We start from the raw sequence: 19782 nt of genomic DNA, 5'->3' as shown, positions 1-19782 counted from the left end.
CGCCTGGTTCGCCACAACCACGGCCGCATCAGCGCTCGATCAGCTCCTTGAGCGCGTCCTTGACCCGCGGGTCGTCCGAGCGCGAGAGCAAGGACACCGCCCGCTTCCGTCGATTGGCCGGCTCGGTGGGCGACTTCGCGATCGCCAGCAGCCACGTCGCATTGTCGTTGCCGCCAGCATTGGCCACCGACGAGAGCACGGCGTCCCGCTCCCGGTCGCTGTTGAGCGATGGATAGAGGTCGCGCAGCAGCCTGATATCCGAGCCAGTGGCCTGCTCGCCGCCGATCCCCTGGATCGCCGTGACCCTGCTCTCCTCCGTCAGGTCCGTCCGCTTGATCGCCGCACGGACGAACTGCCGGGCTCGCGGATCGCCACTCCGCGCGAGCGAGCTGAAGGCCTGCTTGGCAAGCCAGCTGTCCGCATCGCCGGCGTAGGTCACAAGCGTCGGGATTCCTTCACCACGATCGAGACCTGACACGGTGGTGAGTGCCGCGGTGCGGATCGATTCGTTTTCGTTCCGGTCGCGGACCAGCTGATCGAGCGCCCGCGCCACACCAGCTGCACCGACACCGCCAGACTCCTCCCGCCGGCGCGACAGCCAGGAGATTGCGCTGCGACGCACATCGCGGGGCCGTGACTGGTCCTTGGCCAGCGCCAGGAGCGTACTGGTGACCTGGGTACTGTCGGCGAGCATCGCCGGGAGCATCGCGTCGCGCGCCGGCCGCCCTTCCAGTGTTCCAGCCAGGCCGAGCAGATATGCCGCCGCTTCGCGCGTGGAAACGGCGCCCAGGTCGGCGCCGCCCTCCGGGTCGTTTGCCAGCGGGCCAGCGTAGGTCTCGATCTTGACGATTTCCTTGCCAGCCCGCGCCACGACTACGCGGACTGGCCCCACGGCGCAGGCATCGCGGCCATTGCCGTCGTTGTTGTACGACATGTAGTAGCCGCCATCTTCGGCGCGCATGAAGTTCCGGCCGTTGCCACAGACACCGTCACGCGCTGCGAAGTGAAACTGGACCGGCCCGTCGGCCGCACCGGCGACGCGACGCTCGAGCGTCTGCGCGCCTGCGGCAGGGGCAATGGCCGCAGCGATCGCGGCCAGCCCCAGGAAGCGGAGAGAAGTGTTCACTTGTCGAGGAGCTCCAGCAGGAGTTTGTTGGCGCGGGGATCCTTGCTGCGGGCGAGCACCGAGATCGCCATCCGGCGCATCCCCGGATCGGTCCCGTTCCGGGCGATGTCGATGAGCTTGTCCACCGCCGCCGGCTCTTTGCGGTTGGCGAGCGCCTGGATCAGCGTCTCGCGGACCCCGCCCTGCGCCGAGGCATCATAGAGCCTGGCGAGCGCTGCGATATCCATCGTTTCGCCGAGCACCGCGATGATCCGGCGCCGGGCATCGATCGGTTCGTCCTCATTGCGGCTGATGTTCGTGAGCCAGGTCACGTTGGCGTCGCCGCCAACCCGGCTCAGCGAATACACGATCCGTTCCTTGACCCGAGCGCTGGTCATCTTCGGGTAGATGGACCGCAGCCACGCAGCATCCTCGGTCGTCATCCGGTCTCCACGCAACCCGTCGATGGCCGCCATCCGGAGCGACTCCGGCGCGTCATTCTTTTCGATCAGGCCGCGCATCGCGTTTCGCGCCCGCGGATTGGAACTGGAGGCAAGCACACTCGCCGCGACGCGCTGGATCCGACCGGTATCGCTGCGCACCATCTCTTCAAGCGCCGTGAGCGCCGCATCGCCAGGCAACCGGCCGAGCCAGGTCACCGCCTCGGTGCGGATATCCATCGAGGGGTCGTTGCGGGCAACACCCACGATCGTCGCGGTGGCAGCTTCATCGTTCTGGTTACCCACGAGGAAGAGCGCCGACCGGCGGATCTGTACCGAACATTCATCACGGCGCGCGAGAATCTTCGTCGCCATCTGCCGCGCGGCGGCGGCATCGCTCTGCATCAGGGCGCTCAATGCCTCGGCCCGGACCGACTGCTCCTCGCGATCGCAGGCATCGCCGCGAGCGCTGAGGGCCTTCTTGACCGCCGCGTTGTCACCCATGCCGCGGCTCTGCAGTACGCCAGCAATGCGCGCGGCAAGTGCATCGGCATCACCGCGCGAGGTGGAGGAACGCCAGTTCACGGTGGTCACTGGATTCGGCCCGTTGCCGCTGTAGTTGACGGGTGCCTTCCGCTGATTCTCCTGCGGCTGGAAATTCGCCAGAACGCTCAGCGCTTCCTGCAGCTCCGGGGTGCCGCCAATCCGGTACAGCGCAAAGGCCTGGTAGTACGGTGCATCCACCGCATAGACCGACGACGGGAACTTCCGGGTGATCTCGGCGAAGGACGCGGCCGCCCGCCGGTAGTCACCGCGATTGAGCTGTTCGCGTGCTGCCCGGTACACCGAGTCGGCCGGATCATCCGGCGCCCACGACGCGCGCGGCGATTCACGAAAGGAATCGAACGAGTAGCTGTACGAGATCGGCGCGAGATCGTTGAACGAATACCTCGCGTCGGCATACGCAAGCGCGCTGCTGATGCTGTTGGAGAGCGAGTAGCTCCGCAGCCCCTCGATCGAGGTGTATGCATCGCTCGACAGCGCAAGGGCGTGATCGAGCTCGTAGCGCAGCGTGAACGGTTCGGTGGAAATCACCGTTGCGGCACGCGGCGCCGGGGCCGGGGTCGGCGCTGGCCGGGTCGGACGCACCGGCGTCTGAGCGTGCAGAGCGGTCGCGAGCAGCAACGACAGCGGGTACAGGGAGCGATGCATCGTCGAGTCCTCTAGTTGAAGCGCTGAGCGTTGCGCGCCACGGCGGAACGGATCCGCGGCACGATATCGTGTTGGTCGAGAGCGTCGTGAATCAGCAACAGGTCGTCCTGGTGGTGCTGCGAGCGGATCCGCGTCACCTGCACCAGCACGAGTTCGAGATCCTCGAGCAGTGTTCGCATCCTGCTGTCGCCGCCCACCGGCGAGTCCAGTAGCAGGCGAGTCGTGGTCAGCAACTGGGCACCCTGGTCGGCGAAGCGGACATCGGCATCCGAACGGCCACCTTCCTGCGGCAACGAAGCGAGCAACACCGCCGACTGGCCGAGCAGCTCATCCGTGGCGCGCTGATACGGATCGGTCGAGGCCGCACGCGGCGTGGTGGGCGCCAGCACAGCCACCTGCGGCGTCACCGCACTGGGCGCACTCTTCCGGCCGATGAAGACACCGATCAGGAGGGCCGCCGCGATGGCCCCGCTGAACCCGGCCCACTGCGTCCGGCGCCAGCCCGCAGCGCTCCGGATCGATCGTACCGGCGCGTCCGCGAACGCCTCGGCCTCGACGCGTTGCCAGATTTCGTCGAGCGGTGGCGCGGGTGGCACCCGATAGGTCCCCTTCGCTTCCGTGAGCAATTCATCGAGCCGTCGTTCGTCCATCGTCACAACTCCTCCTGATGATCTGCCAGAGCTTCGCGCAGCCTGGCCCGTGCATCAAACACTCTTCGCTTGCTGGTGCCTTCCGCGATGCCGAGGGTCGCCCCGATCTCGGTGTGCGTGAAGCCCTCGATCGCGTGCATCACCAGCGCGACTCGCAACGTTTCCGGCAAGGCGTCGATCGCCCGGGCGAGCGCCTCACGAACATCATGTCCGAGTCCCTCGACCCGGGCAGGCATCTGCTGCACCGTGTCGTCGAGCTCCGCTTCCCGTGACCGCTGCCGGTTGACCTTCCGCAGCGTGTTGAGACAGGTCGTCACCGTCACCCGATGCAGCCAGGTGCTGAAGGCCGACTCGCCCCGGAAACTCTCCAGCTTCCGAAACACCTGGACGAAGACGTCCTGGGTCAGATCCGCCGCAAGGTCGCGGTCACGACAGATCCGGTAGGCCAGCCAGTGGACACGCGTGGCGTGCGCGTCATAGAGGGCGCGGGCCGCGGCGCGGTCGCCCCCGATAGTGCGGGCGATGACCGACCGTTCGTCGTCGCCCACCTGCGGACTGGGCGCCATCACGGGAGTGAGCATGCTCTGGAGGGGTTGGACACCGGCTTCCCCAAAAGGGTTCGGGCGCCCAGGCGGGACAGGAGCGGCGTCCGCTTACTCGGCGAGCCAGGCCAAGGCGGCCTCGGCGGTGTCGAAGATCTCCACGGTAACCTGGGAGTGACTCATCAGGGTCTGGAACATCCTCGCGAAGCCGCGCTGGCCATCGTTCTTGACCAGGATCGCAGTCCTGAAGGCATTGGGGTAGCGCCGGGCTCGCCGCGTCTCGGCCAGGGCCAGGATGCCGTTGAAGGAGATCGCGAGCCCCTCGGACGATGTGAAGTCCACAATCCGGCCGGGGATCACGGCAAGCCCCGCTTCCAGCTCCGCCGCGACGGCGCCTACCCTGAGGAGATCTTCATTGGTGACCGTCCCCGTGAAGTCGAGCCGGATCAGGGTCGGCGTCATCTCGTGCGTAAACGGCATCAGGTGCGACCTCGACCCCGGGGGATGGCAGCGTCTCTTCCGGCATCCTATCGCCCTTCGGTCCCTGCGGGCAAGCGCGGCGGGGAGGCTATCGTTCTGGGGAAGACTCGAATCGAGGAGGTGCACGATGGAAGTCGTTCACGACGAGGCCCGGCATCGGTTCGTGGTGACGGAGGGGGAAGCGAGAGGATTGCTGGCCTATCGGGAAGCTGGCCCCGGAGTCATCGATCTGCTCCACACCGAGGTCGATCCTGCACTGCGCGGTCGCGGGGTCGCGAATGACCTTGCCCGCGCCGCCCTCGACCATGCGCGAGCGCAGGGACTGCGGGTGATTCCGACCTGTCCGTTCGTCCAGAGCTGGCTCAAGCGCCACCCGGAGGAACTCGACCTCGTGGCGGCCAGCTAGCGCACTCAGGAATTGGTGCCGAACAACTCGACGGCGAGGGTGAAGGTACGCTTGTCCTGAGGGTGCAACGCGCCGACGCCGACGACCTGCCGCGCAATCTCCTCGCCCTTCTCATTGCTGATGGATACCACAACCGAATACTCCGCCGGGTCCGCCCCGGCGGGATGGGTGATCGTCCCCACCACCTTGAGTGGTGTCGAGGTGGCCGCGGCAGCGGCACGGGCCGCTGCCTTGGGGTCGAAGCGCAGATGATGCTTGCACGAGGGACAGACTGCCGCACTCTCGAGAATGGTGGCGCGACAGTGTGGACAGGTACGGGTTGCCCCCGGTGCGCCCGGGCGCGCGGTGCTCATGAGTGGGAAGTGCCCTTCTCATCCCAGCCGAACTCCACCTGTCCGCGCATCCGCGAGCCAGCGGCGACGGTGAGCGAGCCCGCCTTCAGGTCGCCATTGAGGATGCCGCTCTCGACGAGCTCCACTCGCGAGGCCGCCTCGATATTGCCTTCGAGTTCTCCAGCGATGATGACGGTGTTCGCGCGCACGCCGCCGGTGAGTTTGGCGCCATGTTCGATGGTGACGTTGCCCTGCACGTTCACGTCGCCCTTGAACTTGCCCGCGATGCGAACGTGGCCACTCCCTTCAATCTTCCCTTCAATCGTCAGGTCGGCGGCAATGATCGACTCCTTCGCCTCGCGACCGATCGGCCGCGCGGGCGCCGAGGATGGCATCGAAAGGTCGGCGGTCGGCGCCACGGGACGCGCCGGTGCGGCTTCTGGTGGCATCGGGGTCGGCTCCTTGCGAGTAGGGGTCTGTTCCTTCCAGATCGGCATGGGGCACTGCTCCTGTCGGAGGGTACTGCGCGGTATCAGTCCAGAAAAAGGGAGACGCTTCGCGGCGCCCTCACTGCACGTATCGGTCGATCGCGATGCAGATCAAGACGTCGCGAGCGAATATCGCTTCAGGGTCCATCGGAATTCCACGCCCCTGAACGGACAGAGGTAGACCATGAAGAACACCTTTTGCGCCCCGAGTTTCTGCTTGAACCGCCACGACGCCGTGTTCGCTTTCACCGTAATGCTGTAGAGGGTATCGCGACCCAGTGTGCGAAGCACCTGGTAGCTCTGATACCGCATGATCACGGCGAGGTTCTTCCCACGTTCGGCCGGCAACACATAGGAGTTGAAGAGATACGCCTCGTTGGGCGCCATCTCCTTCGGATAGAGTACTGTCTGGGTACGGTCGAGCGCAAACCACGTGAAGGCGACGATTTCCCCGCCCCGTTTCATCCCGAGGCAGGTGTGTCCCTGACCGGCGCGCTCGCGCATCAGCTCCGGGGAGGCATTCTCGCCACTGCCCTGCCAGCGACCAAGCGATTCAAAGTCGCGGTCGTCAAGCGTGACGAGCTCGTAGCCCTCCGGAATCTGGCGGTACGCCTCAGGGATCGCCTCGGGCAACAGCTCCCGCACCCAGTAGAACTGCTCGAAGCGCATCCCCGCCTTCCGGCGCAGATGTCGCAGGGTGATGACCACGCCCTGCTCGCGAGCGCTCCGGACGAGTTGTCCGATCCGCGACGCCACCCTACTGCAACCCCAGCTCGGCCCTCGCCTCGCCGTGCGAGTAGGGCGTGCGGCCCATCACCGTGGCGATGTCGATGACACGACGCACCAGCTGGGCATTCGTCGCGAGCTTCGTTCGCGCGTCGTCGAGATAGATATTGTCCTCGAGCCCGACACGCACGCCGCCGCCGTCGACGATACCGATCGCATTCATCCGCAGCTGCGAGTCACCAATGCCGCCGACACTCCAGAAGGACTCGGCCGGCAGCTCCTTGATCATCAATCCGAGCGAGAGGAGGTTCGCCTGGGCGCACGCGATGTTGCCGAGGATGAGATTGAAGTAGTACGGCGGCGTGATCAACCCTTTCTTGATCAGGTAGTGGGCGTAGTTGATCATCCCGAGATCGAAGACCTCAAGTTCGGGCTTGATCCCGTTGTCCTGCATCTTCTTCGCGAGCGACTGGATCATGTCGGGCGAGTTCATGCTCGCCTGTGCATTGAAGTTGAGCGAACTCAGCGTGAGCGAGCCCATGTCGGGGCGCAGGTCGCCGGTGAGATCGAGGCACTCGGAGCGCTCATTGAAGCCCGGGAAATCGCGACCGCTGGTCGACAGACAGATCACCAGCTCCGGATGACGCTCGCGCACCCCGCCCACGATCTCGGCATAGATCTCCTTCTGGTAGGTCGGTTTGCCGGTCGTCGCATCGCGCGCGTGCAGGTGCACCATGTTCGCGCCAAGCGCGACGGCTTCATCGACCTGGGTCACGATCTCGTGCGGCAGGATCGGCACGTGCGGCGTCATCGCCTTGGTCGGGATCATCCCCGTCGGAGTGAAGTTCAGGAGAAAGCGATGGGGCATCAGGACTGCTCCAGAGGGAAAGACAGGACGTCAGCAGCTGAGGCAACAATCAGGATTGCGGCGGGAGCCTCGGTGGCTCCGGGTCGGACTTGATGACGCGCTCGGTGAAATCGAGGCGCTCCTCCATCTCGGCGAGCCTGCCTTCCACGCTCTCGAGCATCTCGAGCCGCTCCTCCATCCTGGAGAGCAGTTCCGGCTGATACCCCTCGAGCTTCTTCTGATGCTGCTTGAGTACGATCGCCACCCAGACGCCGCCGGTGACCATTCCGGTCAGCATCGCCCAGACGACGAGAGAAAGCATCGGCACTGACTCCGGTGAGGGCATGTCTCAATCTGCAATGAAGGGGAGCATAGGAGAAGGGAAAAGGGGGAAGGAAGACTAGAGACTAGAGACTAGAGACTAGAGACTAGAGACTCCCTTCAACGACTTCCCCTGCTCCGCCAGCGCCGCCTTGAGGATTCCCATCACCTTGGGGCCCATCCCATGCAGTCTGGTGAGGTCGGCTTCGCGCCATTGCGTGAGCTGCGCCATGGAGGCGATCTCGGCGTTGTGCAGTGCACGCAGCGCGGGGCCGGAGACGCCGCGCGGAAAAGCCGCCGCGTTGGGATGGGTTGCTGCTCTAGAAGGCATGGGTCCTCCATGAAGACCACAGTTCACCCCTGCACCGCCACCGCCTCAAGATACTCCGCCTGCACCTCGGTGCTCCCGTCGATTGCACGATTGTGACGCGTCCAGAGTTCTTCGAGATCGTATCGCAGGTCCTGCTGGTCGATGCTGTCGAGTGAGACAAATGCGCGGTTGACCGGGCCGTAGTGCTCGCGATAGAACTCGACCACCTCGGCCGGCGGAAACGGAAAATGCATCGGATACATCCGACGGGTCACCTTGAGGGAGGTCGTCCCCCGACTCAACCGCCAGCGGAGCGTCGACTCGTCACCCCATTTCATCGGCGATGGCATCAACGGGGACAGCGGCAGATATGCGCCCAGGATCCGGAACATCTGACCGATGTGGCCCTCCGGCGTCCAGTTCGCCATCACGATCCTGCCGCCAGGACGGCAGACCCTCAGCATCTCGGCCGCGACCCGGTCGGGCTGCGGGGCAAAGATGGCCCCAATGAGGCTCACGACCAGGTCAAACTCGCCATCGGCGTACGGCAAGTGCTCGGCGTCGCCCTCGTCGAACCGTACTTGCACGCCGGCACTTGCTGCATGGCTCCGTGCCCGGCCGATCAGGTTCGAGGCGAAGTCGATTCCGGTGACCTCCGCGCGACCCTCGGCAGCCGCGATCGCGAGATGCCCCGCGCCGCACGCCACATCGAGCATCCGGGTGCCCGGCGCGACCTGAAGCCGCTCCAGAAATTCCTGGGCACCAGGATCCATGAATCGGGCGAAGTGACTGTAGTCGCCCGATTCCCACATCGTCTTGAGGCGCGCCTTGAGCGCAGCCATCGGGTCGGCATCAGTGATCGCTGGGATCATGGCAGGTCTCGGCTCGGGAGTGGGGCCTGTCGGCGATTTCCCGGGGGACGAGAATGCGGTGCGGCGGGCGCACAGCGGCCCCGCAGGCGTGTAGATTCTGTACACTCCTACCCCGGAACGACGCGCTCATGTTGGGATATCGGCTGATGGCCTGGCTCTACTGGGGCGCCGATCGGACCCAGAGTTTTTCACTCCGCCGCAAGATCCTCTACGTCAATACGGTCGCCCTCCTCGCGATCCTCTTCATGCTCGGCTTTGACATCGCCTATCTGGTGAGCGGCAATGCCGCCCTGATCCGGTCCACGGCGATTCACCTCCCGGCATTCGTCATCGCCGGCGGAACACCCTGGCTCAACCGGCGAGGGGAGTACACCATCGCTCGCTGGGCGATCGCGCTCACCCTGACCGGCATGGTCGGCGCCACGGTCGCGTTGGTGAGCGGCTCCTTCCTCGGCCTCCACTACATCTTCATCGTGATCGCGATGATCGCCATCGCGATCTTTCCGTTGCGCGACTGGCGCAGCACCGCCTTCCTGGTCGTCCTCAACATCGGTGCCTTCGCCTGGTCGGCTTATGTCGGCGTCGATCCCGAGGCGTCACTCTTCGTCCTGCCCCGACAGACTATTGCGGCGTTCAAGGCCGGCTACCTCGGCACGATGATCTTCACCGTGCTCTTCGTCGCATGGCTCGGCGAGTTCGCCACACATCAGAACGAACACGAACTCGAGAGCCTGTCAGGCATCGACCCGCTCACTCAGCTCCCCAACCGGCGGCGCATCATGCAAAGGCTGGCTGAACGGCTCCTCGCGAGCCGACGCCTGGGGGAGTACGGCGGCGTGCTGTTCCTCGATGTCGACAACCTGAAGACGATCAATGATGTCCACGGACACGAGTGCGGCGACTTCGTGCTCCAGGAAGTTGCCCAGCGCCTGCTGGCCTCGATTCGTGCGATGGAGATGGCCGCGCGACTCGGCGGCGATGAGTTCGTGGTGGTCCTGAGTCACCTCGGCCGCAACCGGGACGAAGCGCTGGTCAACCTGCGGTCCGTAAGCCAGAACCTCAGCGCAGTGCTCTCCCAACCGTATCACCTCGGCACGACAGGCTCGGCCGATGACGGGGTTCTCGAAATCGACGTCTGCAGCTGCTCGATCGGCGGGACCCTGTTCGACGGAGCCGACCTGAATCCCGACGCCATCCTCCAGCGGGCCGACAGTGCGATGTACTCTGCCAAAGCGGCGGGCAAGAACCGGGTCGAGATCGTCGAGGCCTACGCGAACCAGCTGTCGTCGTAGCGCACCTCGACTCCTTTCACCCCCGAATTCCGCGCATTCGTCACCCCACCATTGCCCTCCGGCCGGCCGAGGCGCGTCCCTTCCTCACCCACTTCGAGGACGACGCATGCGCTTGACCCTGTTGATCGCGTTCCTGGTGACCGTCGGCCCCACCATCCTGGGGTCGGCAACAGCCCAACAGGGGCCAGCCCTGATTGTCGACCCTCGCGGCGCCATCCCCGGCAGCCAGCCGCCTGCGGCTCGGGCATTCCTGATCAATTCCGCAATACTCAAGGAGACCCGACGCATTTTCGTCGCGCTTCCAGCGTCATACGAGAAGACCGGCGCAAGCCGCAGGTACCCGGTGGCAGTCGTCGTAGACGGCGAACTCAATCTGGCCCCGGTGATGGCAGTCAGCTCCCAACTGGCCCTGACCGGCCAGATACCGGAGATGGTCCTGATCGGCATCGAGAACTCCAACCGGCTCCGTGACCTGACGCCACCCGGTCTCTCGGTGAGTGGCAGCACGACGCATGAAGGCGGTGACCGCTTCCTGGACTTCATCGAACGCGAATTGCTGCCGGCCGTCGATCGTCAATTTCGCGGGGGATTGCCTCGCACTTTCATCGGGCATTCGTCCGGGGGAATTCTTGCCACCTGGCTTGCCGCGACGAGGTCAACCTTTCTCTGTGTGCTTGCGATCGATACACCGGTTGCGCTCGGCGACAACTGGATTGCAAAGCGTCTCACCGCCCGGGCCGCCGCCAAGGGCCCTGCGCTCCGCTATGCCTCGTTCGAAGCGCGCTACGGTTGGTCTGCTGCCACCTGGAGCGCGCTGACCAGGGCCGCACCCGCGAACTGGCTACTACACCGTGAGCATCTGGTCCACGAGTCGCACGAGTCCGTGGTGATGCCGGCCGCCTACCTCGGCCTGCGCGAACTCTTTGCGGACTACTCCATGATCGCCGCTCCGACTTCGCCGGCGACCCGGGCGCTCCCATACTATGCCACCCTGGCCTCGCACTTCGGTGCCGCCATCATCCCCCCGAAGAAGCTGCTGAACGATGTGTACCACGACTTGCTCGCCGAGGGTCGTGCGAACGAGAGCAAAGCGGCCTACGAGTTGTACTCACGTGGGTACGGCGTTCCCGCTGATGACCAGGCGCAGCGTGCGCGGATCGCCGCCCTCTCGCAGCGGACAGCACCGGCCGAAACCATCGAGGGCTTGCTCGCCACGCCCTTCCCGCCGATTGAAGCAATGAAGCCATATCTCGGCGAATGGGAGGGCGACCTCTGGATGGGTGAGGAAGAGACCCACGACGGTCGGGAGCGCCTCCGCATCAGCGTCAAGGACGGGCGCCTGGTCGGGGAAACGATCAATCACGATGCCAGTGGTCGAGAGCTCGTCCAGCGCTGGACCTATCTCAAGATGACCCCTGGCGGCTTCACTTACGGCTTCATGAATGGAATGCGCCCCCGTGCCGTCGTCCTGTTCGAGGCGAAGGCCCTGGGTGAAGGCCTTCGGGGTGAGCAACGCTTCGGGGGAATTGGCAACATCAGTCCTGAGGGCGAGCCTTACCCGCGGCTGCATTTCGCCTTCCACCGATCGAAATCGGGTCCGCGCTGACTCCGGCGCGGGTAATAATGACCGGCTCGATCATCCCCTTCGCATCGAAGTGGAGTTCCTCGATGCTCACCACCCGGTGATCGCGGTCGGTCTCCTCGAGCGGGCGCCGGTGATAGACGATGTACCACTTCGGCGATCCCGGTACGTGCAGCACCGAGTGGTGCCCTGCCCCGCGTGCCACAGTCGAATCCTGCTGCAGGATCTTCGCGACCCGCTCGAACGGCCCGAAAGGTGAAGTGCCGATGGCATACGCCACCGCATAGTCCGGCCCGGTCCACCCCCCTTCCGACCACATCAGGTAGTACTTGCCGTCCTTGAGCAGCATGTACGCCCCTTCGACGTACCCCTTCGGTGTAATCTCCTTGAAGACCGTGCCATCGGCGAAGGGGATGAAACCAGTGAAGGTGTTGTTGAGCCGGGCGATGTTGCAGTGCCCCCAGCCGCCATAGAGGATGTAGTAGGCGCCATCCTTGTCGCGGAAGACGTTCTGGTCGATCGGTTGCGCGCCGTTGTGGAACTTGTCGATGAGCGGCTTGCCGAGATAGTCGATGAAGGGACCGGATGGAGAGCGCGATCGCGCCACGCCGATGCCACCAAGGGCACTGTCACTCTGGATGTCGTTGGCGCCGAAGAAGAGGTAGTACCAACCCTCCTTCTCGATGATCGATGGCGCCCACACCGCCTTGTGGGCCCATTTCACATTCGCGGTATCGAGCACGTGCTCGTGCCGCGTCCAGGTCACCAGATCGTTCGATGAGAAGGCATCGAGAAAGGTCTGCTGCCCGTAGCGCGCCGAATATGTCGGGTAGATCCAGTACTGCCCTTCGAAGAGATGCGCTTCAGGATCGGCGTACCACCCCTTCAGGATGGGATTCCCCGAGCGGAGTGGCTGCTGCGCCTCGGCCCGGGTGCCAGGCAGCAGGAGCGCGGCAAACAGAACGAGATGACGACGGCTCACGAGTGACTCCTGATGTTGCGGACAGTTTCGACATACTGCCGGAGTGTTGCTGGATCGGCCTGCTCGTCGGCAAGTCCTACGTAGCCATCCGGGCGCACCAGATAGAGTGCCGCCTGCTTCAGGCCGGCTTCCGCCATCTTCGGCTCCCAATCGAAGCCGTGCACATTCAGCCCAAGCGCGCCGCACTCGGCCCGGAGCGCATCTGGAACATGTCCATATATATGTACCTGCCAGCCCAGCGACTGCAGCGGGGCAAAGTTGTCCCGTCCGCCACCGAGGTCGACCCAGGGCAAGCGATCACCGCCGTGTACCTCGCCTGCTGCACCGGCACTCAGCGCGCTGTCGCGGTAGCTGACGATCAGCTGCGAGACGGTGCGGAAGAGACGCCGGCGTACGGCCGGAATCCGCGTGATCCACGGCGCCACCAATGGAAAGAGCCGCAGCCGGACGAAGTTCGCCCAGCCGCTCGGATCGGTGACCACCGTGAAGGCACGATCGGTCGTTGCCACCAGCAAACGTGCGAAGGCGATGCGTTCCGGCTCGTAACTGGCGAGCAGTGAGCTGGCCGCCTTGCCGTTGAGCACACTCGCAAGTTTCCACGAGAGGTTCACAGCGTCACCGATACCGGTGTTCATCCCCTGCCCGCCCACCGGCGAGTGGACGTGCGCGGCGTCGCCGAGGAGGAAGGCGCGACCGCTCCGGAAGTGGTCGGCAACGCGATGATGCACGCGATAGGTCGAGAACCAGTTGACCGCCGCGATATCGAGTTGCATCGAGTCGACGGCGCGCCCCTTCACGTCATCGAATGTCAGTGCGCGGCCGTGCTGTTCCGGAGCCGTGCCGATGAGCCGCAGGTGCCCGCTGGACGTGAGCGGAAAGATGGCGAGGAATGTCCCATCGTCGATGTCCACCGAGATCTGGTTGGGATACGCCTGGTTGCCAGCCTCGACGTCGGCGACGTAGAAGTATCCCGAGTAGGTGCCGCCGGGAAAGCCGATCCCGAGCGCCTCGCGCACGGTGGAGTGTGCCCCGTCGCAACCGGCGATGTACGCCGCTTCCATCTCCTCCTCGCGGCCGTCGGCGTGCCCGATCGTCGCACTGACACCCGTTGCGTGCTCACGGAATCGCAGCAGCGTGGTCTCGCGCTCGACGTGCACACCGAGTGAGGCGAGCTGGGCGATCAGCAGCTTTTCGTGGGCGTCCTGCGGATAGATCAGCGGAAACGAGAACCTGGAGAGTCCGGCGCCGAGGCCGGTGAGCGGCACGTGAGTGACCTGCTTCCCGCGGCTCCAGAGGTTGATCCCGGCGATTTCGAGTCCTGCATCGACGACCTGGTCGGCGAAGCCGAGTTGCTGATAGAACTCGAGTGTGCGCGCTTGCACCGCGAGTGCCCGCGATGTGGTCCCTGGCTCCGCCGTCTTGTCGATAATGCGCACCGCGACGCCCAAGCGCGTGAGCCAGAGCGCGAGGGCGAGGCCGGTAGGGCCGGCGCCGACGATGAGGACGGTCACGATATGGGGAGCTCTCAGGCTAGGGAGAAATTACCCGTCCATTCCGCGGTGGCCGCACCCGCGCACTCGAAGAATACTTGGGGCACACTCTTTCAGGATCCGATGCAATGATGGCGTTCCACCTGACCGGCCTCCCCGATGACCTCACCCGCGAAGTCCGATCCACCCTCCGCTCGCCCGAGTACGGCCACCCTGCCGTGCGCGAAGTGGCCAAGGGGACCGGACCCTGCCGCGCCTGCCTCGATCTCTTCCAGGTCGGCCTCGACGAGCGGCTGCTCTTCACCTACCGCCCCGCAGAAGCCGGTGGCCTCGGCGCGCCGGGCCCCGTCTTCATCCACGCCCACGATTGCACCCGCTACACCGGCGCGGGCTTCCCGCCGGGTCTCCGCTCGCTGCCACTCTTTCTCGAGGCGCGCGCCCCGAGGAGTCGGGTCGTAGCAACGGAACGAGCGACTGGTGACGGAATCGAAACCGTCATCGAGCGGCTCTTGGATCAGCCCGATGTCGACCACCTCTATCTGCGGCACGGCGAAGCCGGGTGTCACATCGCGCGAGTCAATCGCGGGCCCGCCGTTGCGAGCTAGCCTGCACTCACGAAATCGAAGACGTGCTGGGGATGGGGATCGCCTGGTCGGACCGATACCATGGCGCTCCCACCGCTGAACTCGCCGATGACTTCTCGCCAGAACGGCAACGCCCCAGGCGACCCCTCGGAGACCCGGACCACCCAGTGCCCCGGCATCCGCTGCCAGAGGAGACGAGCCGCCGCGCGCCCCACGCCAGCGCGCCGAAAGCGCCGCAAGACGAAGAATTCGGCAACATCGAGCACTGCCGCGTCGTCGAACGAAGGTGACCCGCGCGTCGCCAGTACGAAACCCGCCACCGTACCCCTATGTCGAATGATGAAAGGCATCCGGCGATCCGGCTCCGACCAGTACAGCGGCAGCCACTTGTAGCCGAAGCGGCCATCAGGACCCTGCACCACGTCGGGGAAGGCCGCACTCAAATCGTGGATGTAGAGCTCGAGCAGGTTTGCGAGGAGGAGCTGGTCGCTGGGGGTGGCGACATCGAGGGTTACACTGGCTTCGTCGATCATTCAGTAATGCTAACGCCGGATATTCCTGACTTCCACGACCAGCTCGCCATCGGGCATCTCGCGCAACAGCGCGAGACGACCCTGGGCGACGTCGAGCAGCTCGGTATGGGTCGTCAGGAAGGCCGGCGCGAGCGCGGGCAGTTCCACCACACCCAGCGCCTTTCCTTCGGCAGAGTAGATATGCCACCGTCGCGAAGCCTGCTTCGGCACCGCGAACTCTCCGATCCAGAGATTTCCCTCGTCATCGATCACCACACCACCGACCGTCGGCAGCGTCGCCACCGCGGGCCCCTCGTCGTTCGCCTTGATGAGAAAGGCCGCGAGATCCTGCATCTCAGCCTTGACCCCTTCGCGCCATGCCAAGAGATCGGCTGGCGTGACCGCTCTGAGTGATGCAGGCCCTACCAGCCGCCGCACGAGTGACGCCCCATCAAACAAGGTGATGTCAACCGAGTCACTCACACCAATCGCCGTTCGATTCCCTCGGCCATCATAGACCACTCCGCGCGCGAATCGGATCGGCAGCCCTGCACTCCGCTGCAGGCCAGGCCATACGCCGAGCGTGTCGCCGACCGCACCGGTGGAATCGTATGCCATGAGGGTGACCCGCTCCCGGTGATACGGTCCGTCGACGATCCCATCCGACACATTCACATTCGGACGCGACTGCCACGTTATGCCGAGGGAACGGCCGTCGTCGAGCGCGGTCACCGGCTCGTTCTCGCGCCCCGCTGAGGCGTTGGTAATACGCGGAATGAACTGAGCGACGCCCCCTGACGTCCGCAGTCGCGTGAATCGCCCGCTCCCAAGTTCGCTCGCGTAGATGGTGCCATCACCGCCGAGGCCGAGGGAGAGGATCCCGCGGAACTCACCCGGTCCGTCGCCCGCGCGGCCTACCGTGCGTGCGAGTGCGCCATCGCGATGCAGCACGACAATTTCACTGGCGTTGGCAACCCAGAGCGTGGAATCGGGCGCGAAGACCGCCCGCACGCTATAGCCGACTCCCGCGAGGAGCGCGTTGCGACCGAGGGTCGTGAACACTGGCTCGGTGGTCCATTGGGGAGCGGTGGTGCTGTCGAGTGGTGCGAGACGAATCACCCGGCCTGACCGCGCACTATCGGTGCGGGCGGCGGGCGTTGAGTTGCAGGCCCCGAGACAGAGGGCAAAGGAGAGGAGCAGGCGCGACTGATTCACCCTAGATCAACCTCGTCATCCGGAAGAAGGTCAGGAAGAGCGCTGCACCGAGCAGCACGACCGTATTGACACCGAAGACGATCCAGTGGAACGCCGTTGCCTGATAGCGCCCCAGGAGCGTGAGGCCGGCGACGACGCAGACCACCAGCGCATACGCCGGCAGCCATTGATCACTGAGATACCAGGTGATGCCGCGGAAGAGGTAGCTGAACCAGTTGCGTCCCCAGTAGCCGAGGACCGCGAAGCCCATGGCGAGGTTCACCCACGCGAGCTGCGACGCCGGGCTGCGATGGCGCAGCACCGACGTCCCGACGATGAGGTGGATCCCGAGGGCCAGCCAGGCGAGCGCACTGATCTGAGTGTTGCTGAGCGGCAGGGCGACCTCGCAGGTGAATACTCGGTCCGAAAGCTAGCGGCTCGCCAGCCGGGCGAGGGTGCTCTCGAGGACGGTCTTGAGCTTGTGGGCCGCGCCATCGACGGCTTGCATCACACTCTCCGACTCGTAACTCACCACCATCGGCTGGTGACCGGCGAGGCGAGCCTCCATCAGACAACGGATCTCGTTCGGGCCGGTCTTGGTGTCGCCGTTGAGGTCGCTGAGGTGAATCTCGACCCGGGTAACCTGCGAGCCGACATGGTTGAGAATTTCCGACACCGACGCATCAATCTGTTCGGTGAGTGCCTCGGTGCCCTTGATGTTGTGATCGGTATTGAGCTGGATATGCATGGCGGGGTGCTCCACGAGGGCCTCGCGAGGCCTCGATGGTGAGGGAATCGCACAGTCGGCAGGGTTGTGCTCCCATTGACGCTCCCCACGGCGATGCCCACACAGTCCCATCGAGCCTGCTCTGCCCCAGCTGGAATTACCTCACGATTACCGTGTCCGGCCCGCTCCGCTTGCTGATATGACAGGCATCGGCCTCGAAGACGAAGTCGGCCGCGAATCCGCGCCCGCCGTCGCTCCCGATGACTCGGACACTCTCCCGCTTGCCGCCGAGTTCCCGACGCTCGTTGTCGCTGAAGACGAGGTAGCCGCCGGGCGCAAGGCCGCTCCCCTGCTCAACCCCGAAACCGTGCCGGGTGCGCAAGACGCTGTCGCGCACGGTGAGGCCGCTCACCGGCACTCCCGCCTCGGTCACCGCGACGACCTGCACCATCCGGAACTCCATCGTGCACATCACCGGCGGAGTCTGGTGACAGGCACCGGCGAGGGTCGTCAAGGCAAGCGCCGCGGCCGCGCGAGGCGCGGTCATCGGTCGAGTACCGTTACGTACGAGTCGTTGAACACGATGTCATGCTCCGATTGCCGGTGTCTCATCGGCATTCCCGTCGCCGACACGCATGCGCTCCGGATACGCCCGATTGAGGCGCCACGCGGAGAGGGAGATGCCCGCCCCGGCGAGGAAGAGCATCAATCCGCCTGAGGCCAGCATCATCCCGATGATTGCGCCAACCAGTCCCCCAGCGGCGGTCTCGAGCGCAGCGCGCCACAGCGGCACCCGACGCATCGTCGACCAGGCGAGTAGCGGCGCAAAGACCGCCCCCATCACCGCCATCGCCCGCGCGTTCCAGAGATAGGTCGCAAGCGTGGCCGGCTCCGGCGCGCCCGAGATGATCTTCCCGAGCCAGGTGAGCGGGATTCCGGCAAGAGCGCCGGCAACTGCACCCAGCACCACCAGCAAGAGATTGATTCGGAAAAGACCTGCGCGTGTACCGTTACTCATTCTGACTCACGGCGACGTCGTCGCGGCGAAAGGTGATACGACGCTCATCGGTCAAGCACCGGCAGATACGCGCGCCACGGTCCTACTGCCTCGCGATACTCCTTCGCCATCACGCGGGCGATCTGGGCGATGTGGCCGAGGTCGTGGGCGACCCAGGTCGCAAGGAGCTGGCGCAGGGTCACCGGCCCGAACTCGGGATGGATCCCTTCGAGCGTCAGCTGTGCCTCGGTCAATTGCCAACCAGAGAGCGTGGCGAGACTCGCCTTGCGATGCGCGTCGAATTCATCGAGCAGGTCGGTCGTTGTCTTCCCCTCACTCTCTCGGAACTGCGCGAAGCGATCGAACACGGTGAAGCGACGGTCACTCCCCTGCGCGAGGATGATGGCTGCCCGGGGGATCCAATCGGTCTGTTCACCGTGGACGAGATGCCCGAGGATGTCATACGGACTCCAGCTCTCGGGCCCTTCAGTGGCATTGACCCACTCCGCGGGCAGCCCGATGAGCATCGCCCGCAGCGTGGCAGGAGTACGTTCGAGCAAAGCGATGCCAGCGGCAAGCTCGAACTCCATCTACTTCCCCGTTGATCGGATCAGGATGACGAAGCCACCCGGCGGCGCCATCCGTTGGAGCACCATATGACGGTCAATTTTGGCGACCCAGAAGGTCACCAGCATGCCGGTGAAGACGCCCTCGACGCGCCAGGTAGTCACACCGTCGATCACGTCTTCTCCTGCGACGTGCGCGGTGAGCTGGACGACCTCACCCGACTCGGCGATCACGGCGGGGACGTCGAGTGCCCAGCCGGCGCGAAGCGGCGCGGCGCGAATCAGCAGGTCGAAGGTCGAGGAGTTGATGGCATCGGGCGGCAGCACGACGGTCAGCGGGATCGAATCCCCCGACGGCGAACGCAGCCACCCTGAAGCCAGCAACGGGCCGAATTTGACCGTGAGGTCGCCGCGCGAGGTGTGCGCGCTGGCGTTGATGGGGCGAAGATCACTCAGCCGATCGCGCACCGTGTACACGGAATTGCCGAGTACCCGGTCCTGAGTCTCGTAATTCCGCACGACGGTGGCGACTCCGCTCTCGTTGCGAAGGAGAAGTTCGTCACGGATCCACCCGGTCTTCACCGTATCCGCACCCCGGACCAGACTCACCGTGAGTGAATCACGGCCAGGGCGGAGGGGCGTGGTTGCCTGCGCAGCGGCCCGCGGAGAGTTGGCAACCGTGACGACGATCAGGAGCGCCGCAAGCGCGCGCTTCACGTCGCCGGTGCCTGAAAGCAGAGCACATAGCCATCCGGGTCGCGCAGGTAGAGTTGCTTCATGCCGTACGGCGCGATGATCGGTGGCGCGAGCTTCACACCGTGCCCGCGCAGATGTTCGTAGACGGCGTCGACATCGGGTGTGCCGAAGTAGAGGCCGGTATCCTGATGCGCGGCGATGCGCGCCGGATCGGGCGCCGCGGGCCGCTCGTCGCGCTCATAGGCGGTGTTGAGCATCAGCACCGCGCCGTCGAGCTGGAAGAGGCCCCAGTCGAAATCGTCGCCGGGCGCCGACTGCCCCACGATCGTGAAACCGAGGACGTCGCGATAGAATGCGACCGAGATCGGCATATCGAAGACCTGAATCAGTGGGGCAACGCCCCCGGTCTGGATCGGCACACTTCCCTCC

Annotated in this window: 27 protein-coding genes; 4 read left to right on the top strand and 23 right to left on the bottom strand. The window is 65.1% G+C overall.

The window, feature by feature from the left end; translation table 11 throughout:
• Positions 1-28: 28 nt before the first annotated feature.
• The 5 genes from V4558_16160 to V4558_16140 form a co-directional block, all read right to left on the bottom strand.
• A complete protein-coding gene (locus V4558_16160) occupies positions 29-1126 on the bottom strand; it encodes a UPF0147 family protein (GenBank protein MES2307037.1) in 1098 nt (365 codons plus the stop codon).
• A complete protein-coding gene (locus V4558_16155) occupies positions 1123-2757 on the bottom strand; it encodes a HEAT repeat domain-containing protein (protein ID MES2307036.1) in 1635 nt (544 codons plus the stop codon). Before V4558_16155 ends, V4558_16160 begins: the two co-directional genes overlap by 4 nt.
• An 11-nt stretch (positions 2758-2768) precedes the next feature.
• Entirely contained in the window at positions 2769-3407 is a 639-nt protein-coding gene (locus tag V4558_16150) for a hypothetical protein (GenBank protein MES2307035.1), read from the bottom strand.
• A gap of 2 nt (positions 3408-3409) precedes the next feature.
• Positions 3410-3973: a sigma-70 family RNA polymerase sigma factor gene (locus V4558_16145; protein ID MES2307034.1), complete on the bottom strand. Its 564-nt coding sequence runs from the start codon at positions 3971-3973 to the stop codon at positions 3410-3412.
• An 87-nt stretch (positions 3974-4060) separates the two neighbouring features.
• On the bottom strand, positions 4061-4429 hold the full coding sequence (locus V4558_16140) for a hypothetical protein (protein ID MES2307033.1): 369 nt from the start codon (positions 4427-4429) through the stop codon (positions 4061-4063).
• Positions 4430-4556: 127 nt separating this feature from the next.
• Between V4558_16140 and V4558_16135 the strand changes: the two genes are divergently transcribed.
• Positions 4557-4835, top strand: a complete 279-nt coding sequence (locus V4558_16135) for a GNAT family N-acetyltransferase (GenBank protein ID MES2307032.1) — start codon at positions 4557-4559, stop codon at positions 4833-4835.
• Positions 4836-4840: 5 nt separating this feature from the next.
• On the opposite strand, the gene V4558_16130 is transcribed toward V4558_16135, so the two are convergent.
• From V4558_16130 to V4558_16100, 7 genes are all read right to left on the bottom strand, one after another.
• Positions 4841-5188 carry a hypothetical protein gene (locus V4558_16130; GenBank protein ID MES2307031.1) on the bottom strand — a complete coding sequence of 116 codons (348 nt, stop codon included), beginning with the start codon at positions 5186-5188 and terminating at the stop codon, positions 4841-4843.
• Positions 5185-5664: a polymer-forming cytoskeletal protein gene (locus tag V4558_16125; GenBank protein ID MES2307030.1), complete on the bottom strand. Its 480-nt coding sequence runs from the start codon at positions 5662-5664 to the stop codon at positions 5185-5187. The genes V4558_16130 and V4558_16125 overlap by 4 nt, the downstream gene beginning before the upstream one ends.
• A 102-nt stretch (positions 5665-5766) precedes the next feature.
• Positions 5767-6411 (bottom strand): GNAT family N-acetyltransferase, encoded by a 645-nt coding sequence (locus tag V4558_16120; GenBank protein MES2307029.1) that lies wholly within the window; start codon positions 6409-6411, stop codon positions 5767-5769.
• 1 nt (position 6412) lies between these two features.
• Positions 6413-7249, bottom strand: coding sequence for a 3-keto-5-aminohexanoate cleavage protein (locus tag V4558_16115; protein ID MES2307028.1), 837 nt, complete (start codon positions 7247-7249; stop codon positions 6413-6415).
• 49 nt (positions 7250-7298) lie between these two features.
• A complete protein-coding gene (locus tag V4558_16110; GenBank protein MES2307027.1) occupies positions 7299-7550 on the bottom strand; it encodes a hypothetical protein in 252 nt (83 codons plus the stop codon).
• A gap of 99 nt (positions 7551-7649) precedes the next feature.
• Positions 7650-7880, bottom strand: coding sequence for a DNA-binding protein (locus V4558_16105; GenBank protein MES2307026.1), 231 nt, complete (start codon positions 7878-7880; stop codon positions 7650-7652).
• A gap of 23 nt (positions 7881-7903) precedes the next feature.
• A complete protein-coding gene (locus V4558_16100) occupies positions 7904-8731 on the bottom strand; it encodes a class I SAM-dependent methyltransferase (protein ID MES2307025.1) in 828 nt (275 codons plus the stop codon).
• 146 nt (positions 8732-8877) lie between these two features.
• Here V4558_16100 and V4558_16095 point away from each other — a divergent pair, with 146 nt between their 5' ends.
• Together V4558_16095 and V4558_16090 are read left to right on the top strand one after the other, a co-directional pair.
• A complete protein-coding gene (locus V4558_16095; protein MES2307024.1) occupies positions 8878-10023 on the top strand; it encodes a GGDEF domain-containing protein in 1146 nt (381 codons plus the stop codon).
• 106 nt (positions 10024-10129) lie between these two features.
• Entirely contained in the window at positions 10130-11629 is a 1500-nt protein-coding gene (locus tag V4558_16090; GenBank protein MES2307023.1) for an alpha/beta hydrolase-fold protein, read from the top strand.
• Here the strand turns inward: V4558_16090 and V4558_16085 are convergent.
• Together V4558_16085 and V4558_16080 are read right to left on the bottom strand one after the other, a co-directional pair.
• Positions 11559-12566 carry a glycoside hydrolase family 43 protein gene (locus V4558_16085; protein MES2307022.1) on the bottom strand — a complete coding sequence of 336 codons (1008 nt, stop codon included), beginning with the start codon at positions 12564-12566 and terminating at the stop codon, positions 11559-11561. The two genes, V4558_16090 and V4558_16085, sit on opposite strands and share 71 nt — an antisense overlap.
• A gap of 17 nt (positions 12567-12583) precedes the next feature.
• Complete coding sequence (locus V4558_16080; GenBank protein MES2307021.1) at positions 12584-14098, bottom strand: FAD-dependent monooxygenase; 1515 nt, start codon at positions 14096-14098, stop codon at positions 12584-12586.
• A gap of 107 nt (positions 14099-14205) precedes the next feature.
• On the opposite strand from V4558_16080, the gene V4558_16075 reads away from it, so the two are divergent.
• The gene (locus V4558_16075) at positions 14206-14682 is read left to right on the top strand and encodes a DUF1203 domain-containing protein (protein MES2307020.1); all 477 of its coding nucleotides are present in this window, start codon (positions 14206-14208) and stop codon (positions 14680-14682) included.
• On the opposite strand, the gene V4558_16070 is transcribed toward V4558_16075, so the two are convergent.
• From V4558_16070 to V4558_16030, 9 genes are all read right to left on the bottom strand, one after another.
• Positions 14679-15194 carry a GNAT family N-acetyltransferase gene (locus V4558_16070; GenBank protein ID MES2307019.1) on the bottom strand — a complete coding sequence of 172 codons (516 nt, stop codon included), beginning with the start codon at positions 15192-15194 and terminating at the stop codon, positions 14679-14681. The genes V4558_16075 and V4558_16070 overlap by 4 nt on opposite strands.
• Before the next feature lie 9 nt (positions 15195-15203).
• The gene (locus tag V4558_16065) at positions 15204-16388 is read right to left on the bottom strand and encodes a hypothetical protein (GenBank protein MES2307018.1); all 1185 of its coding nucleotides are present in this window, start codon (positions 16386-16388) and stop codon (positions 15204-15206) included.
• Position 16389: 1 nt separating this feature from the next.
• On the bottom strand, positions 16390-16689 hold the full coding sequence (locus V4558_16060; GenBank protein MES2307017.1) for a hypothetical protein: 300 nt from the start codon (positions 16687-16689) through the stop codon (positions 16390-16392).
• Positions 16690-16797: 108 nt separating this feature from the next.
• Complete coding sequence (locus V4558_16055; protein ID MES2307016.1) at positions 16798-17115, bottom strand: HPF/RaiA family ribosome-associated protein; 318 nt, start codon at positions 17113-17115, stop codon at positions 16798-16800.
• Positions 17116-17251: 136 nt separating this feature from the next.
• A complete protein-coding gene (locus V4558_16050) occupies positions 17252-17641 on the bottom strand; it encodes a hypothetical protein (GenBank protein MES2307015.1) in 390 nt (129 codons plus the stop codon).
• A gap of 39 nt (positions 17642-17680) precedes the next feature.
• The gene (locus V4558_16045) at positions 17681-18112 is read right to left on the bottom strand and encodes a hypothetical protein (GenBank protein MES2307014.1); all 432 of its coding nucleotides are present in this window, start codon (positions 18110-18112) and stop codon (positions 17681-17683) included.
• 44 nt (positions 18113-18156) lie between these two features.
• A complete protein-coding gene (locus tag V4558_16040) occupies positions 18157-18681 on the bottom strand; it encodes a DinB family protein (GenBank protein MES2307013.1) in 525 nt (174 codons plus the stop codon).
• Positions 18682-19374: a hypothetical protein gene (locus V4558_16035; protein MES2307012.1), complete on the bottom strand. Its 693-nt coding sequence runs from the start codon at positions 19372-19374 to the stop codon at positions 18682-18684.
• Entirely contained in the window at positions 19371-19772 is a 402-nt protein-coding gene (locus V4558_16030; GenBank protein MES2307011.1) for a VOC family protein, read from the bottom strand. Before V4558_16030 ends, V4558_16035 begins: the two co-directional genes overlap by 4 nt.
• Positions 19773-19782 lie beyond the last annotated feature (10 nt).

The sequence above is a fragment of the Gemmatimonadota bacterium genome, from assembly GCA_040388535.1.
In the GTDB taxonomy this organism is placed as follows: domain Bacteria; phylum Gemmatimonadota; class Gemmatimonadetes; order Gemmatimonadales; family GWC2-71-9; genus Palsa-1233.
This window is presented reverse-complemented; position numbering and strand designations above follow the sequence as displayed.